The organism is Streptomyces sp. NBC_00390 (assembly GCF_036057275.1).
Taxonomy (GTDB): Bacteria; Actinomycetota; Actinomycetes; order Streptomycetales; family Streptomycetaceae; genus Streptomyces.
Genome location: NZ_CP107945.1, coordinates 77,822 through 95,047 on the forward strand (window position 1 = coordinate 77,822; position 17,226 = coordinate 95,047).

A 17,226-nucleotide genomic window follows, 5' to 3' on the forward strand; every position below is an offset into this window, starting at 1 on the left:
ACCAACACCCCGATGCCACAGCCAGGTTGGAAAGGGCTCACTGTTGAGTTGTTTTGTGTACTCCCTTTGAGGGTGCGGCCTCTCACGAAGCCGACGACCATGAGGACCCACCCGCCGCATCAGTCGCCCGCTGACGTTGCCGTCATACACCCGAGGAGCCCCGCCGGAATTTCCTCCCGGTGGGCTCCTCGGTTCTCCCAGATCTATTATCCGGGCGCTCTACGGGCTTATCGATCCCTGACCTGATATCCCATTGTCGCCCACCGAGAGCAGGGCGCTTTCAATCGCATCCCGAAGATACGAACGCGCGTTTCCTGCGTCAGCCTTTCCCAGCAGAATCGGAAGGAATTCCGAATCCGGATACCCGTCCCCCTCAGTATCCTTCATAGCCCACACTTGCAGCCAAATGGCGATCATCATCTCATTGCAAGCTCGGGCTTGTTGCAGCGCATCCGAGCTTCCCTCCGAGAAAATGAAGCGAGCCGATATCCCTAGTCGATGCCCCAAGGCCAGCAGGAACGCTTCCTTGGAGTCGGACTCCAGGACCGTCAGCACTCGATCTCGAATGTTCATTGATCCATATCCCAGAAATCCTCGTCCGTCATTGGGCGCCGACTACCATAGGGCTCGCGAGGCAAGGAGTCGACATCGTATCCGCGATCCCTCAGGACTCTGACCCGAGTGTTTCCATTCGCGATTGTACCGTCCGGCTTCACTCTCAGCGCTTCCTTCGCGCCTGGCCTCAACGAGAAGATGATGTCTTCCGTATCTTGCTTGCTCCAGAAATCCAGCGAACTCTTGTCGAGCGAACTGCGAGGGTGCAGGTCCTTCAGAGGAACACACGGCTTGGAATTATGAACGAGGACCGGAGTCTCGCCCGCCAGCACATAGTACGTGTGCAGGTCGTCGACAGTCAGGTTGTAGGTACGGGCATGCCTCGTGTACGCACGGTTGGCCTGGACGCTAACGGGGCTACCATCGGCGGAAAGAAGGGTCATGCCCTGGCGAAGCTCTCGCGCTTCGACCCAGCGCCTCTCGGAGGGGGACCAGAAGGGGTGCTCGTGTGTTGCTGTGAGCTTCTTCTGTCCCTTGTCGGTTGAGAGTGTGAGCTCGTTGAAGTGCTTGTCATCCTTCGTGATGATGAGGTGGGTGACTTTCCGCGGGCCGGTTTGCCCAGTTACGGGGTCCGTTGCGAGCACCTTGTCGCCGATTTCGATGTCCTCGATGTTCTTTGTACTCCCATCTGCCATGAGGACATCGGTGCCGGCAAGGAAGCACTTAGGGCAGCCGCCCGGTCGACCGCGAAGCGTTCGGACGCCATACGCTGCGGCAATGGCCTCGGGAAGGAGTTCGAAGACCTTCTGTACCTTGCCGTAGTCCTTCGCATCACTGTTGCACTCCTGCATTCTGTAGAGGCAGTAGGTCGCGGCGATCTTCTTCGCGCCCTTTAGGTCACCCGTCTCATGGAGGTGTATGAGCGCCTCTTGGCAACCGGTGCGTCCAAAGCACGCCATCGCGGTTCTGTCACCGTCGCCGATGGGCGTGTCCCAGTAACTTCCGCCGTCTACCCGGTAATAGGCCATCCACCGCTGGACCATGACCCATTCCCTGGTTTCCCGCGGCTGCTGGCCGACCAGGTAGTCAACGGCTGCCCGGTGGGCTGCGGTCGATGCGCCGGGGGCGCCGAGACCGCCGTTGGAGCCGCGAGGCGCATCCGGCTTGCTTTCGTCGTGGGGTTTCTTGTTGCTCCCATCAGCTGTGGGTTCGCACGACCCGCTTCCCCCGCAGCCGAAGTCCAGCCCCGTGGGATCCGAGAGGGTTACGGGGCTGTTGTTGCTGTACGCGTAGCCGTTCATCTGCAGCGGATCATCAATATGAATGATCGGGTCTGCTGAAAGGAAACGTCCTGCGTTCTGGTCGTACTCGCGCGCACCGATGTGGGTGAGGCCGGTCGCCTCGTCGTCGATACCTACACCGAGGTAGCTTCGCTTGTTGGGCCAGCTGGAGGGCTTCGGTCCGCGGAGTTCGCCGTAGGGCTTGTAGGCACGGCGGGTGACAGGCTGTGTGCCGGAGAGTTCGACGGTGGTGCTGGCTGTGCCGAGGTGGTCGGCGATCAGGACGTTGAGCTTGTGAGCTGTGGTGGCTCCGTTGCTCGCGGTGCGGACCACGGTCGGGGCGCCGGCGTGGCCGTAGGAGCGGGAAGCGCGGGTGATCTTTCCGGTTGCGTCGGTGGTGAGCTCGGTCTCGCCGAGGTAGAGGGTGGAGCCGGCCGGGGAGTGCTCCAGGATGCGGTTGCCTGCGGCGTCGTAGACGTATGTGGTCTTGGTGCCGTCGTCGGTTATCGACTCGAGCTTGCTGTCCGCGCTCCAGTTCAGGTCCTGCGTGGTTGCCGGCAGGTCACGGGTATCGGTGTTGCCGGTGGCGTCGTAGGTGTAGAGGCTGCCCTTGCCTGTGGGGGTGGAGCTGATCCGGGTGAGCGTGTGCGGCTGTGTGGTGATCGGTGGGTTTGCGCCGTTGCCGGTGACTGTCTTGCCGTAGCCGTAGGTGTAGTTGGTGTTCTTGGTGGCGTCGGCGGGGTCGTGTTCGGTCATGGCGGCGCGGTTGCCGAGCCAGTCGAAGGTGTAGGACTGGCGGTAGGCGGTGGCGCCTGTGGCAACCGTCCCGTTCTGCGGTGCGGTGGCAGCGAGGCTGTCTGTCAGCGAGGCGTCCGGGGTGGCCGTGTCGGACTGTTCGTTGGGGGCCTGGGCAACTGGGCCGGAGGAGGGCGCCGCGTCGGTGCGGTGTCCCCAGTTCGCGCCGTTGGCCGAGCTGCAGCCGGTGCCCTGCCCGTTCGGGGTGATGCTGGAGGTCCAGGCGTTGACGAGCTCGCCCATCACGTCATAGGTGAAGCACTGGTTGTCCCACGTCGCTCCGGCCGTCTCGAAGAGCTTGCGGGCGGTGGAGGTGATGCTGCCGGACGTGTCGTAGGAGTAGTAGTTGTCCGAGATGCCGTGTGGGCCCGCGGTCTCCCGGTCGGCGACTGTGCGCTGGAGCTGGCCGGTGTGGGGGTCGACGAAGTTGGTTGTCCAGACGCGGTAGGGCTGGGCGCCAGAGACGGTGCGCAGGGGCTCGCCGTAGGGCGAGTAGGTGACGTCCGCGGTGTACCAGCTGTGGCCGGCGGTGGATTCGGGGAGGCCGTCGTCGTTGTAGCGGGTGACGACCTTCTCGCGTGCCAGGCCTCCCTTCGCGGGGAGCGTGGTGGTCAGCGGCCGCCCGGTGAGCGTGTACGTGTAGGTATCGGTGTAGGTGCCGGAGAGGCCGGTGGTCATCGAGTTGGCGGGGATCACCGTTTCGAGGCCGGTGGGCCGGTAGGCGCTGTCGTAGCCGGTGACTCGGGTGATGTAGTCGCCGGAGGGGTCGTGGCGGATGGAGGCGACCGGGTAACCCAGTGCGCCGGCCATGTCGAAGGTGAACTCTTTGGCGGGGGCTGCGGTTTCCGAGCCCTCACGGACCGCTGTTAGACGTCCCAGGAGGTCGTAGGCGGTGTATGTCGACTGTTGCCGCGCGTTGGTCACCTTGGTCGGGCGGTCGGCGTCGTCGTAGTCGGTCAGCGTGGTGCCCGTGTCCGGGTCGGTCGCAGAGGTCTTCCGGCCTCGCACGTCGTAGGTGTATGACCATGCGTTGCCGGCGGGGTCGGTGACCTTCTCAAGGTTGCCGCGCTTGTCGTACGTGTACGCGGTGGTGCGATAGGTGCTGTTGTCGGGGCTGGTGTAGTGCCGGATCGAGGTGGTGCGGCCCAGCGCGTCGGTGAAGGTCTTGGTGGACGGAGCGGTGGTGCCGGGTGGGTTGATGAAGGTGCTGGTGTCGGTGTAGGAGGTGTACGCGGCGTACTTGAAGTCGGCGCCGTGGTAGGTGGAGAGGCGGACCGGGCGTTCGAGGCCGTCGTAGCGGGTCTTGGTTCGGTTGGGGATCAGTGACGTCGACTTGGGCTCGAACAGTGTGGCTGCCGGTTCTCCCTTGGCGAGGTAGCCGCCGGTCGTCTCGTATACCAGGCCGTGGTCGTTGTAGCGGGTGTCGGTGATGATGCGGCCGGGCCCGTGTGCCTCGTTCTGGGTCTGGACCTGGCGCATCAGGCCGTCGTAGACGGTGACCTGTCGGCTGTAGGAGGAGCCATCGTCCTTCAGGGTCTTGACGGTGACGGCGGCGGGCCGGTTCTCGTCCTTGGTGGCGATGGCGGCCTGGTAGTCGATCTCGACATCCGGCGTGGGGGCAGCCGAGCGCGCCGGCGACCAGCCCTTGATCAGGCGGCCGAGGCTGTCGTACTCGGTTCGGGCGACGCGGCCGTTGGCGTCCTTGACCGTGAGCGGGAGACCACGGCCCGGGTCGAAGGTCATGGTGGTGGTGTGGTTCTTGGCATTGATCACCTTGGTGGAGGTGACGGGTCCCCCGTCGTCGGGGGTGTACTGGGTTTCGGTGGTGCCGGCGCCAGGCTTGCTGACGGTCAGCACGCGTCCCAGCGGGTCGTAGGTGGTCTTGGTGATGGTCGAGTGGGAGGCTCCCGTGCCGTTGATCTCGGCCACCGAGGTGGGCAGGCCCCTTGACGGGGCCTCGCCGTAGGCGCCGTCGTCATAGGTGAAGCGCGTTGAGACTTTCAGCTCGGTCGCCGGATCGGCGGCGTCGGCACCCGCGCAGGTGGTCGCCGTAATGCGCACGTCCTTGGGAAGACCGATCAGCCACTTGGTGGTGTTGTGCACGCGCGACGTCTTTGAGCAGGTCTGCTGGGAGAGGCTCTCGCCGGTGCCGCTCGGCCTGACAACCATGGTCTCGACCTCGACCGGGAAGCCGTAGGTGTCATCAACCTCGGTCAGGGTGCGCACTGCCTGCCAGCTGCTGTCGACCGTCTGGATGGCGTCGGAACGCTTGATGCCGGTGCGGTGGGCCAGCAGTGGGTCCAGGTCGCTGCCGTCCTCCCCCTCGCGAGCGCGGGAAGCTGTCTGCTTCGACCAGGGGTAGTTCAGGGTGCGCCTGACGACGCGGCCGTCGGAGTTGGCGTAGGCAATGGTTTCGGCTGTCTGCCCGGCGTACTGGGGTGCGTCGTCCGCGAGGAGGGTGTAGGTGCCTGTGGAGTCTTTCACCGCGCCACCTGCGCCTTGGAAGTAGCGGGTGACGGAGTTCGACTGGGACTGCGGATCTCCTTGCTGCGAGGAGGACTTGCTGCCCTTGGTGACCGAGACCTGCCGGTAGCCGCGCCAGTCGCTGTAGGTGCGCAGGGCCGGCCGCGAGAACTCGTCGTCGCTCTTGGACCAGGCCGGGCCGGTGTACTCGTACTTCGTGTGTACAGGCTCGCCGCGGGAGGTGACCTTGTCGGTCTCGGTGACGGAGTCGACGACGTATTTGTTGAACCATGCCTTGGCCGGCTTGTCGACCTCGCCGTCCGGGGACCAGCGCACGGGGTAGCAGGTGTTGTTGTCCTTGCCCTTGTCCTCGGCTGGTTCGCTGGCGCAGCCGCCCGTGTATTTGACCTCGACGTCGCCACCGGTCTCGGTGGCAACCGTGCCGATGCGCGGCCTGGTGAAGCCGGGCCGCTGGTCGCTGGCACCCGTCGTGACCAGGTTCGGCAGCTGGCGGTCCTTCAAGCGTTTGGCCAGCGGGTCGGTAGAGCCGACGGTGTAGGGGGCGAAGCTGATGCCGTCCTTGGACTGGAGGGTGCCGGTGGAGTCACCGGGCGCGTAGCCGGTGCGGGTGATCGAGTTCAGCCACAGTCCGGGGGAAGTGTCGTACCAGTCTTCGGGGAAGGACTGATGAAGGGTGTAGGAGTCGACCTTCTGCAGTGTCGTGGATCCGGGGCGCTGGCCGTAGGTAGTGATGTGGTCCAGTCGCAGTCTGGTCCAGAAGGAGGGGAAGGGAGGGCAGAGTTCGGACGTGGACTTGCAGTTGAGGTTGCCGGGGCTGTCCCACCACGGCCGGTATGCGCCAGGATCGTCGGTCTTGTCGAAGTTGTCTTCGTCGCAGACGGAGGCGGAGGCCAGACAGCGCTGCGCAGCCACGAAGTCGACCCTTGCGGACGGCTTGGTGAGGTCAGAGCGCATGCCGTACTCGATGGATTGCGGGTAGGCGGCGCGCTCGTACGCTTCCGGGTCCGTGAACTTCTTGCGCACGGCGTAGTGGTTGACGGACTGGTGCCAGTTGATGACCATCGCGTTGCCGTGGACGTCGACGACCTTGTCCAGGCCCCAGCGCCAGGCCTGCTGCTTGCCGGTGCCGCATCGGGAGTCGGCGAACGCGGATGCGTGGCATGGCTCGCCGGGGTGGTTGCCGAAGACCGGAACGGTGGAGACGGAGGTGGTGTCGGCGTGGCCGCCGCCGACCTTGTTGAGGCCGTAGTAGAAGGTGGTGCCGTCGGTGGTGGTGACGACCCAGTACTCGCCGTTGTTGTCGCCGTTGTCGCCGCCGGTCCGCCGTTCGACGCGGGTGCCGTCGTCGCTCTCCGGCCGGTAGATCTCGGTGTCGGTCTCGGGGTCACTGCCCGAGGCAGGGACGCGCACGAGATCGGTGGTCTTGCCGGCCAGAGACATCACCGCGTTGTACGACACCCAGCACAGGTCGGATGTCTTGTCCTTCTCGGCGGTGTTGTTAGGGGTCCCGGAATTGAGTGTCTTGGTGTCGTCCTCGCAGGAGCGGTAGCGGCGTTCGATGTGGCCGGGGTCGTAGTTCCAGCCCTCGCCGATCCATGAGGCCTGGGGCGATGAGACGGCGGTGCGGCCGTCCACGCTCTGCGAGTTGTAGTTGAAGGTGACGTTGGGGGACGGACCTGCGGGGGTGGGTGGGATCACCAAGGGGTACGACCAGGTGAAAGCACCGGAGGAGCCGCCTGCTTCCCACTTGCCGCTGGAGGCGAGGGGGGTGGCCTTGAACGAACCGCCGGCGCCGCTGCCGGAGTCGATCGCACCGAGGACGGTGCTGTCCCCGCCTGCTGCGGCGGTGGTCGCCGAGCTGCGGTAGCCAGCCTGCACGATGGACGGCCCGGACGTCTCGGTGGACCGGCCGGTGTTGGAGGCCGGGGTGACGGTTCCGTCGGCGGCCGTGTCGACGGTGGCGGTGATCGACTCGCTCGCGGTGTCGTTCGTCGTCTCCAGTTCCTCGTACACCTGGCAGGCCTCGACGTCCGGCGTCTCGGCGTAGCAGGCGGGGAACTGTACGAAGCGCAGTCGGGAGGCCCAGTCGGCGCCGTAGAGGTTCTTGAACTTGGCGTAGTCCAGCTTGACCGACACGGGGACCGAGCCGGTCTCCGGAGCCTGGACGGTCATCAGAGCACCATCCACGCCCCGGGCGGCGGAGATCGTGGGTGCGGTGATGCTGACCTGCCACGTACCGGTGGGAGCAGGCTCGTCAGGAGCCTGACCGAGGCTGACCGGCAAGTCCCCTACGGGGGTCAGAGCCACAGGCTCGGTGGCCGCGCTGCTGAGGGAGGCGGGTGTCACGCCGGAGCCGAAGCTGACGACGTCGGAGTCGGCCGGCGGCGCGGTTGTCGTGCCTGGCGGCGCCTGTTCCTGGTCCTCCGGAATGTCGAGCCTCAGACTCTCCAGGTTCTTGTCGAAGACCTCACCCTCGACCGGAAGCTCCTTGTCGAGGGGCTCCAGAGTCAGCGTCTCGCGGCCTTTCTCTGCTGTCGCGGGGTCAGGCGGCAGGGCCAGGGCCTGCGTAGGCAACAGCCCCACCAGCAGAGCAGCCCCCACCACGGGCACAAGCGTGAGCCGCATGCGGAAAAGGTGGGCGCGAGAAAGTCGGTCGAACAAGGCGAGGTCCCCCGGACCACTTGAGGCGGGACCAGGAACGGACCACGCGTTGCGACGTATCAGATGTCGGAGATTCTGTGGGCGATCTGTGAAGTTGCACCAGAGCCGCAGGGTGTATGTGATCACCGACACGCCCCGTAACAGCGCGTTACACCTCGGATGTCATGGATCGGGTTTTCACCACTCAAGATCATTTTTTCGACATCGGGTCACATTGGCCATAAGTCAGGTGACTGCATTCAAATTGCCGGTCTGTGGGGTGCCGTTCAGCAGCATATGTTCTGATTTAATCCCAGGTCGGCTGCCTGGGGCCCGGGATCGACAAGCGCAGCACTCAGCAGGGCCTCTCGCTCACACTGTTCGCCCACCGGGGCACGCCCTGGCCAGGCGCAGGGTGACGAAGGACCGGTCATAGGTCATCATCAGCTCGCCTTGCCATGCCCTTTTCGGATCGGGGAGATCTGATGCGCCATGGCCGGCTTCGCATCCAACGGCCGCACATCGCAGCGCGCCGGTCCCAGGGGGAGGAACTCGCCCAATGACGCGCAACTGGCGCCGGCCCAGCCGTCGTGTTGCCGCGGCGGTCATCGCGGCGGCTGTCGCCGCGACCGGCCTCGGCTACGTCGGCCTTCACATGGATGACGGCTCCACCGCCGGCGACGACGCCGCGGGCCGCGGCCGGCACACGAGGCAGGTCGATGAGGGCGAGGCGATCGCACGGGCTGCGAAGTCGGGAAAGCCCGTCGAGGTCACCACGCTGCGCACCCTCCGTTCCACGACGTGGGCCAGGCCCGACGGGCTGATGGCCAAGCAGCTGTATGCCTCGCCGATACGGGCCAAGGTGGGCGGTGAGTGGAAGGCCATCGACCCGAGCCTGCACCGGACCGAGAAGGGCTGGGAGCCCAAGGCCACCAACACTCGGATGGTGTTTTCGGCCGGCTCGAAGGGGGTCGGCGGCGAGCGTGCCTCACGCAGCCAGGCCCGCCGCGTCTCTTTGGTGCGCGGGGCGGTCATGGCGGACGAGACGCCGACTCCGCTGGTCACCCTGCACGTGGATGATCACGACATTCAGCTCACCTGGCCCGGTCCGGTACCGGCGCCGGTCATCGACGGCTCCCGCGCCCTGTATCCGGAGATTTTTCCGGGTGCCGACCTGGTCCTGACCGCCGATGACGACGGGTTCGCCCAGCTGCTCGTGCTGAAGAACCGTCAGGCAGCGGCCGATCCGCGGGCCAAGCAGCTCTCGTACGGCCTCACCTCCGCGACTCTCACCTTCCGGCTCGATCCGCTCTCCGGCATCGTCACCGCCGAAAACGCGTATGGCGACGAAGTCGCCATGTCGCCGACCCCGTTGATGTGGGACAGCAGCGGCGCCCCGGCGGTCACCGACGGCCAGGTCGGCGCAACTGCTCAGCCGACCGCGTCCGAGACTCCCGGCCCCTCGGACTCTGCCAGCTCCACCCCTGAGGCGAGTCCCAGCCCGACCGAGGACGTGCCGGTGGAAGCGGATGAGCAGGAGGACCCGTACGCCGAGGTCCTGCCGTCAGCCTCTGACGGTCCGGCGCCTGCGCTGTCGGAGTCCCCGCTGCCGTCCGCTCCCCCGGAGCCGACGCCCGCCCCCTCGCAGTCCGGTTCGGCCGCCACACTCACCTTGCCCCTGCTCGACGGGCCCTCGCCCGACTCCCGGGGCGACCTCGTCGACGCCGACCTGTCCACGGCGAAGTGGACGCTCACTCCCGACGAGGACTTCCTCAACGATCCGGCGACCACGTATCCTGTGTTCATCGATCCCTCGGTCAAAAAGCATGTCCAGGACTGGACCACTGCCTACAGCCGTCACCCCAACGCCACCTTCTACAACGGCAAGGGGTTCAACAAGGGCGGCACCCACGAGGCCCGGGTCGGCTTCGAATCGGACACCTGGGGCACGTCCCGCTCGTACTTCAACATCGCCTTCGACAAGGACCTCAAAGGCGCGCAGATCAAGAGCGCGAAGCTGAGCCTGCTGGAGCGGTACGCCTGGTCCTGCAGTGCCCGGTCGATGAGCGTGCACCTCACCGGGGCGATCGACTCCCACACCAACTGGAAGAACGCGCCTAAGCTGCACGACGGCAACAAGCTCTCGACCAAGAGCTTCGCGCACGGCTATAAGTCTTCATGCCCCGATGCGTACGAGGCTTTCGATGTGAAGAAGGCCGCGCAGAAGCGGGCCGACCTGGGCAAGGACAGCATCACGCTCGGACTGCGCGCCCGGGACGAAGACTCCCAGTACGCCTGGAAGAAGTTCCAGGCCACCGGCGACGACCCGCCTGTCCTGGAGCTGGTCTACAACCGCAGGCCAAGCGCCCCCAACTCGCTCGACCTCGGCCCGGACGCCAAGTGCACCACCACCGAACCGTATGTCCGCATGGGCTCCGGCAATCTGACGTTCACCGCCAAGGCATCCGACAAGGACAAGAACCTCGACTATCTCGACTTCGACCTCTGGCCGATGAAGAAGCTGCCCACCTCCGGTGACCTGCTCGGCTCCACCGGCAAGGTCTCGGTCGGCGGCGACACCGACACCGCCTTGCGCACCACCGACGACTTCTCGACCAGCAACCTCACCAACGGCACGACCTACTCGTGGCGGGTGAGAGCCGTCGACGACGCCGGCGCCACCTCCTCCTATACCCCGGCCAAGACACCCTGCCGCTTCATCCTCGACACCACCGCGCCCAAGCCCCCCAAGGTCAGCTCCACAGACTTCCCCAACGCCGACGGCGAGGAGAACGGCTTCGGCAGCCTCGCCGAGGACGCCACCTGGAGCACCATCAAGTTCGGCACGCCCGGCTCGTTCACCGTGCGCGCACTCAACAGCGACGTGGTGCGCTACGAGTACGGCTTCAACTCCGCCAGCTACCCGTTCTCCCTGTCCCGGACCGCCGGAACCGCCACCAGCGTCAGCGCGGCCATCACCAATGCCAAACCCCCGACCGCCGGACCCAACGTGTTGTACGTCCGCACCGTCGACGGTGCAGGCAACGCCTCCCAGCCGGCGAAGTACTTCTTCTACGTCTCCCCCAAGGAACAGGCAGATACCCCGGGTGACTTCACCGGCGACAAACTCGCCGACCTGATGGCGGTCACCGAGGGCGGCAACCTCGCCCTCTACCCCTCGCAGGCCACCAACGACCTCGCCAAGGGAAGCGGCGACCTCGACTACTCGATGTCAGGCGCCTACCGCAGCAACCCCGACAAGGACCCTCAGGGAGACGACCTGCCGCCGTTCGTCGCGGCACCCTCCGGGCACTTCAACGGCGCGCTCATCACCCATAACGGCGACATCTACGGCGGTGACGGGCTCCAAGACCTCGTCGTGCGTGTCGGCGGCAAACTCTGGGTCTACCCGGGCGACGGCTACGGCGCGGTCAACATCGACAAACGCCGCGAGATCCTCCTGCCCGACGGCGCACCCAAGCCCGCCGACCTGACCCAGATCGTCGCCGCCGGCGACATCACCGGCGACGGAAGAACCGACTTCTTCGCCACCGTCGGCGACGCCCTGTGGGCGTTCATCGGATACAACGGCGCAACCGTCGACCAGGCGATCCTGCTGTCCGCCTCACCCTGGGCCTCACGCGACATCGTCACCGTCCAGGACGTCTCCGGCGACGGCGTCACCGACCTCATCTACCGGACCGACGCCTCCGGCAGACTGCTACTCCGCAAGGGCAGCGCCGCAACCGGCGGCGGAGTCGACCTCAACTCGCTCGCAACCGCGGCCAACTCCGCGGGCGGAGTGGACACCGAATACGGCGCGTCCGGCTGGCTCAGTTCGAGCGTCCCGCACCTGATCGGCACCCCGGACGTCAACGGAGACGCCATCCCGGACATCTGGGCCGTGAAGTCCGACGGCTCCGTACGCTTCTACGCTGGCAGCAAGACCACACTCACAGGATCCGGCACAGAAATCATCGCCCCCGCCAGCTACTGGAAAACCCGCATCGCCATCGGCTGACGCCCAGTGCGGACACGGCTGAGGGGTCAAGGCAGCCAACTGCCTTGACCCCTCAGCCGTGTCCTCCCCCGAGCCGTGCAGACGAACGGAGCGCCCAACGCCTGATGACGCTCGGCCCGGCCCACGGGGTTCCAGCGGGCGGTCACAGATGAGGTGGGGCGGTCGCCGATCCAGGACAACCTCCATCGCCACGATGGTTGCGGGTACGGCTCACGGCTAAAACAGGCGAGGCCGGATCATTGCTCGCTTGCCCGGAACCGGATGCCAGTCTGGTCGGTGAGTTTGTGGTGGACCTCAGGGGCTTTGGGCACGGCCAGATCTCGATGAGGTGCCGCCCAGCCGCGACCTATCCAATTGGGCGGTCCGGTCCTCGGCGGTAGGCCGTGTCCCGTCCGCGGGTGTGGAAGCGGAAACGCCACCAGGAGAATCAGTCCTCTGGCCTCGCCGTCCGCTGGGTGACGAGGCCAGAGCTGGTTGTTCCGTTCAGTGGAAGGTGATGTAGCCGTTGCCGTCGCGGTCGTTTGCGCTCTTGGTGTAGGAGTGGACGTCCGCGCGGCTGCCGGTGGGCTTGTAGAGGTAGATGGTGTCGCGGTCGTTGTTCCACATGAAGTTGCAGTTGTCGCGGTAGACGACGTTGCCGCTGTCGGAGTCGGTGCCGTTGCCGCCGCGGAGCTTCACGTAGTCGCCGGGCTGCAGGTAGTGGTTGGCGGTGAAGGTGAAGCGGTTGCCGGCGGCGTCCTTGACGACGTATCCGCGGAGGTTGACGGTCGCCGAGGACGAGTAGTTCTTGATGGTCAGGTACTCGTCGCGGGTGTTGCCGGTGGAGCAGCTGTTGGAGTCCCTGCCGGGTGCGTCGTACTGGATGCCGCGGATTTTGAGCGCGGAGGAGTATTCGGCGGCCTGGGCGGGGCTGGCGGTCAGTGCGGCGAACGTTCCGGCCACGACGGCGGCGGTGATGACGGCATGGGTACGCAAGGGTGAGGTCCCCCCTCAATAGTGCTGATGAACGGCAGAAGCCTACAGACCAGACGAGCCGCTGTTGTGGTTTCAACCTTTTGGCCCAGGCGACTGCCGTCACGGTGTAGTGGAGCCGGATCGGGACCGGTTGCCGGGGGCCGGGGCGCCGGCACTGGTGTTGTGCCGGGCAGGTCAGGCTGCCCGGCACACAGTTCAGGGCCCGTCGGCGAGAACGGGGGTGCCTGCGGTCCAGGTGCAGACGGCCCGGTCACCGGCCGGTTCGGCTAGCGGCGGTGGTACTGGCGGCCCCACGCCTCGGTGTCGACGGTGCGGCGGTGGTCGTCGCGCAGGGTCGCCTTGTCGGAGCGGTTGTCCCAGACGTAGTGGCGGAGGTCCTGGTAGCGGTCGGTGCGGGTGTCGCGTCCGAAGCCGGTGTGGATGCGGACGGTTGCGCGTCCGGCGAGACGGTAGTCGTCGAAGCGGTAGCGGTTGCCGTCGCGGTTGCGCAGGGTCCAGCCGTCCAGGTCGACCGGGCGGCGGCTCTTGTTGGTGATCTCGACCCACTCGGCGTTCAGGGAGTGGTTGGAGCCGTTGTCGCGTCCGGGGCTGTCGGCCTGTACGCGGCTAATCTCGACCCGCGGGTGCTGGCGGTGGCGGTCGCCGTCGTGGGCGGAGGCCGGCAGGGCGACGGCGGAGACGACGGCGCCGGCAGCGAGGACGGTCGCCGCGAAACGGCGGGCGGTCGAAGAAGCAGACATGTGATGTCCCCTCAAGAACAGTGCCTCACCAGCCGATACAGCTGGAGGTGGCGATGCGGGTTTCCGGCCCGGTGCAGGCCGAGGACCCAAACTGTGGAGCTTCGGTGGAGCCTGCGGCAGGCTGACCGGAGTCGGTTACCGTATATGGACATTTCCGTAACCATCACCTGCATGAGGCACGCATGTGCGGCCAGCGTGGCCCTGACATTCACTGCCCGCTACACCCACCCGTTGAATGATCAACAGCAACCGCTTACATGCTCCGGCGCACGACCGGTCACGCGACGCGGCGCGTCATCCGGACAGCGGACACGATCTTGGTAACGGCTGTTCTGCACGTTTCTTCGCACACCCAAGCCGAGTTCGCACACGAGGGCGGGCACAACAGGGGGCTCCGCCGCGACGGGGGAACGCGGCAGGAGCCCTCACCGGTCCGTCTGGCCCCGGCCGCCACCGTCAACGCCCCGCCCTCCGAAGAGGCTTCAGGTGTCGCCCGTCCGGGCGAACCGCGGGCCTCGCGCCGAACCCGTGCCCGGGCCACGGCGTCATGCCGGGCATGGAATCTGCTGACCCGGCGCATGTCGCCGAGCCCGGCCTCGTCGTCCTCGACATCACCGCAGCCGACGAAGCGACCGCGCAAACCGTCATGCACGACCTCGAGCAGTGCTGGGCCACCTCCGGCACCAGCCCCGTCCGCCGCCGCCCCGGCAAGCCGGGCGTGAGCGTGCGCGTGTACGCGGACGTACGGCGTCCCGGCAGCCTGCCCGACGTTCCGGATGAGCCGTGGTTTGGCTAACAGTGGCAGTGGAGGCGTATCAGCAGGGTGTCCTCCTGGAGCGAGGCCAGGTACAGCTCTGTATCCGGCCCGATGGCCGGGGCGGTGTGAGGGCAGTCATCCGGGTCACAGGCACCGTGGACCGCCCACCCTCCGGGCTCGATCCACCAGCCGTCCAGAGTGAGCACATCCCGGTGCCACCACCCCCCATCGACTGCATGGCGGACATAGTCCGCCCGGTTCCCCTCGAACGCGATCACCGGGTGTTCGCGCGGGTCCGGGAGCAGCAGCAAGCCCTGTCCGAGGCTGAACGGATGATCCAAGTACGCCTTGATCACGGGCTGTTCACGGTAGGCGGCGAACATCGCATCCCCCCACTGGTCGTCGGGGAACGCCTGCGGATCTGTGCGCCAGCGGTGCACGAAGTCCGCCAGGGACACCGCCGGGGGATGCACGGCCGACAACTGCTGCCACAGGTCCCACGACGCCCCAAGTGCCCGCTCGGCCGCCGCCACGGGCCGGCTGAAGTCGAGCAGCCCCCGCGGACCGCCCGCGCAGACCCCCGGCACACTCGGCATGGGCGTGCAGTCCCGGCGGGTCACGTCATGCACGAGCCGAGGATCGTCCCAGTGGCCCGCAGCGACAGCGAACCCCTTGCCGTCACTGCCGCCCCGGATCGTCCACGTGTCCCACATGCCCCGGTCCACGGGATTGTCGGAGTCCATGTCGAACGGAGCAAGGGCAGAAGCCAGCGCCGCCTCCACATCCTCCGCCGCCTCCGCAGGCAAGCACACCGCCACCTTCAAACAAGCCGCCTCGGGCCGAGTCAGCACCATCACGGCCGACCACAGAGTGCGAGCCGGGCCGCAGGCAGCGGCCCGGCTCGCGCCGTATATGACGACTTCGCGGGCCAGCTCGGCGCGACAGCGCCGAGCAATCGGCACAGTATGGAAGAGGTGGGATCTTCGGCCGCGTGACGGCGGGAGTGAGGAACCACAAAGATGCGCACACCTTCTGCACGGAGCCCGTGCGTGCCTGATCATGGCTCGGGAGCACCATGAGTGGCGATGAAGAGCGGCTGCTGGCTGGCCGGTATCTCCTCGTCGAGCAGCTCGGCCGCGGCGGGATGGGCACCGTGTGGCGGGCGCAGGATCAGGTGCTCAGCCGTGAGGTGGCGGTGAAAGAGCTGACGGTCAGCGGCCTGCCGCACGAAGAGCTGGCGGTGCTGCATACCCGCATGGAGCAGGAGGCACGGGCCGCGGCGAGGGTCAAGCACCCAGGGGTCGTCACCGTATTCGATGTGCTGGAAGAGGACGGTCGACCGTGGATCGTGATGGAGCTGATCGACGGACAGTCGCTCGCCGACGTCATTGCCACAGAGGGGACACTACTGCCGCGAGACGCGGCCCGACTCGGAGGGCAGTTGCTGTCGGCGCTGGACCGTGCGCATCAGCTGGGGGTTCTACACCGGGACGTCAAGCCCGCCAACGTGCTGCTTGAACGCGGCGGCCGGGTGGTGCTCACCGATTTCGGCATCGCCGTCATGGGGGGCTCCAGCGGCCTGACCCGCACCGGCGACGTCGTCGGGTCGCCGGACTATCTTGCCCCGGAGCGTGCCATGGGCCGTCGGCCGGGCCCGGAATCCGATCTGTGGTCGCTCGGCGTGACGCTGTACGCCGCGGTGGAGGGGCAGTCCCCGTTCCGCCGCACCACGACGATGAGTACCTTGCAGGCCGTAGTCGCCGAGGAGCTTCCGGAACCTCGACACGCGGGCCCGCTCGCTCCTGTCATCGAAGCGCTGCTTCGCAAGGATCCAAACGAGCGGCCCAGTGCTGAGCATGCCCAGCGGATGCTGAGCGATGTGGCGGCCGGGGTGCCGGTGAGCGCACCGGCGTCCGGGGCAGCGGAACATCCGCCCACGCAGGTGGTGCCGGCGACGGAACGCACCGACAAGGAGCGTTCCGCCCGGGAACCGACCCGGACGACACCGCCCACGCCGGTGCCGTCACACGGGTCGGACGACCGAGCCGAGCCCGGCCCAGCGGCATACGACGAGCGTCCGGGCGGCGGGGGCGACGGTAGGCGGAGGCGACACAAGTCACTGCTGATCGTCGGGGCCGCACTCGCGGTGGCACTGGTGGGTGGCGGCAGTGCCGCCGTAGTGATGACCAACGACTCCCAGGAATCTCCGCAGCGCGCGCCCGTCACCGCGCAGAGCGTCGTCACCTCGCACAGCACCGTCACCCGGACAGCTACACAACACAGTCCCAGCGAGACGACGAGGACGACCGAGACTCCGGCACCGGTGCAAACCAGCCCCGAACCGACATCAAACCCACCGACCACCCCCGCCACCGCCCCTGCCCAGCAGGTCGTCGAGGACTACTTCGCCGCCATCAACGCCAAGGACTACGCGCGCGCATGGGACCTCGGGGGGAAAAACCTGGGCGGGACCTACGATTCCTTCGTCGAGGGCCTCGCCGAGACCGTCTCCGATACGGTCACCATCGAGTCCGTCTCCGGCGACACCGTGACCATGCGGCTCGACGCGCTGCAGACGGACGGAACGCATCAGTTCTTCGCCGGGACGTACACCGTCCGCAATGGCGTCATCGTCGCAGCCGACGTCCAAAGGCAGTGATGCGCCCCAGCGTGCACCGCAGAAGAGCCGGCTCCTTCCGGGCGGGCAACCCCGACTCGGTGGCCTTGGACTGCTGCCAGGCCGCGAGTTAGCTGCACTCCGTCGAGCGTGAGCACGACATGATGGCCATCGGCGGACGGCTGGAAGGTCACCGCCTCGAACCCGGCGTTGCTTGAAGGTCGCCGACCCGGGTATCGGCGGTCGGTGTCATCGTGGTACAGGATCGTGAAAGCCCCGCCTGCGGGCAGCCTTGGGCCAGCCATGGTGGCGGAGGCGCGACCACGCTCAAGTACTACGCGGCCTTTTCACGCCGACCAGCC

8 protein-coding genes are annotated in these 17,226 nt (G+C 66.7%); 3 read left to right on the forward strand and 5 right to left on the reverse strand.

Features of this window, described 5'->3' with window-relative positions:
- Positions 1 to 219 precede the first annotated feature (219 nt).
- Both OHS70_RS00310 and OHS70_RS00315 read right to left on the reverse strand, forming a co-directional pair.
- Entirely contained in the window at positions 220 to 573 is a 354-nt protein-coding gene (locus OHS70_RS00310; RefSeq protein ID WP_328392374.1) for a hypothetical protein, read from the reverse strand.
- Positions 570 to 7,739 (reverse strand): polymorphic toxin-type HINT domain-containing protein, encoded by a 7,170-nt coding sequence (locus OHS70_RS00315; protein ID WP_328392376.1) that lies wholly within the window; start codon positions 7,737 to 7,739, stop codon positions 570 to 572. Before OHS70_RS00315 ends, OHS70_RS00310 begins: the two co-directional genes overlap by 4 nt.
- A gap of 574 nt (positions 7,740 to 8,313) precedes the next feature.
- On the opposite strand from OHS70_RS00315, the gene OHS70_RS00320 reads away from it, so the two are divergent.
- Positions 8,314 to 11,775 (forward strand): DNRLRE domain-containing protein, encoded by a 3,462-nt coding sequence (locus OHS70_RS00320; protein WP_328392378.1) that lies wholly within the window; start codon positions 8,314 to 8,316, stop codon positions 11,773 to 11,775.
- Positions 11,776 to 12,258: 483 nt separating this feature from the next.
- Here OHS70_RS00320 and OHS70_RS00325 read toward each other — a convergent pair whose 3' ends face one another.
- The gene (locus tag OHS70_RS00325) at positions 12,259 to 12,750 is read right to left on the reverse strand and encodes a lamin tail domain-containing protein (protein WP_328392380.1); all 492 of its coding nucleotides are present in this window, start codon (positions 12,748 to 12,750) and stop codon (positions 12,259 to 12,261) included.
- Between the two features lie 266 nt (positions 12,751 to 13,016).
- A complete protein-coding gene (locus OHS70_RS00330; RefSeq protein ID WP_328392382.1) occupies positions 13,017 to 13,490 on the reverse strand; it encodes a lamin tail domain-containing protein in 474 nt (157 codons plus the stop codon).
- A gap of 556 nt (positions 13,491 to 14,046) precedes the next feature.
- On the opposite strand from OHS70_RS00330, the gene OHS70_RS00335 reads away from it, so the two are divergent.
- The gene (locus tag OHS70_RS00335; protein ID WP_328392384.1) at positions 14,047 to 14,286 is read left to right on the forward strand and encodes a DUF6207 family protein; all 240 of its coding nucleotides are present in this window, start codon (positions 14,047 to 14,049) and stop codon (positions 14,284 to 14,286) included.
- On the opposite strand, the gene OHS70_RS00340 is transcribed toward OHS70_RS00335, so the two are convergent.
- The gene (locus OHS70_RS00340) at positions 14,283 to 15,053 is read right to left on the reverse strand and encodes a hypothetical protein (protein WP_328392386.1); all 771 of its coding nucleotides are present in this window, start codon (positions 15,051 to 15,053) and stop codon (positions 14,283 to 14,285) included. The two genes, OHS70_RS00335 and OHS70_RS00340, sit on opposite strands and share 4 nt — an antisense overlap.
- 269 nt (positions 15,054 to 15,322) lie before the next feature.
- Between OHS70_RS00340 and OHS70_RS00345 the strand changes: the two genes are divergently transcribed.
- On the forward strand, positions 15,323 to 16,906 hold the full coding sequence (locus OHS70_RS00345; protein WP_328392388.1) for a serine/threonine-protein kinase: 1,584 nt from the start codon (positions 15,323 to 15,325) through the stop codon (positions 16,904 to 16,906).
- Positions 16,907 to 17,226: the final 320 nt, after the last annotated feature.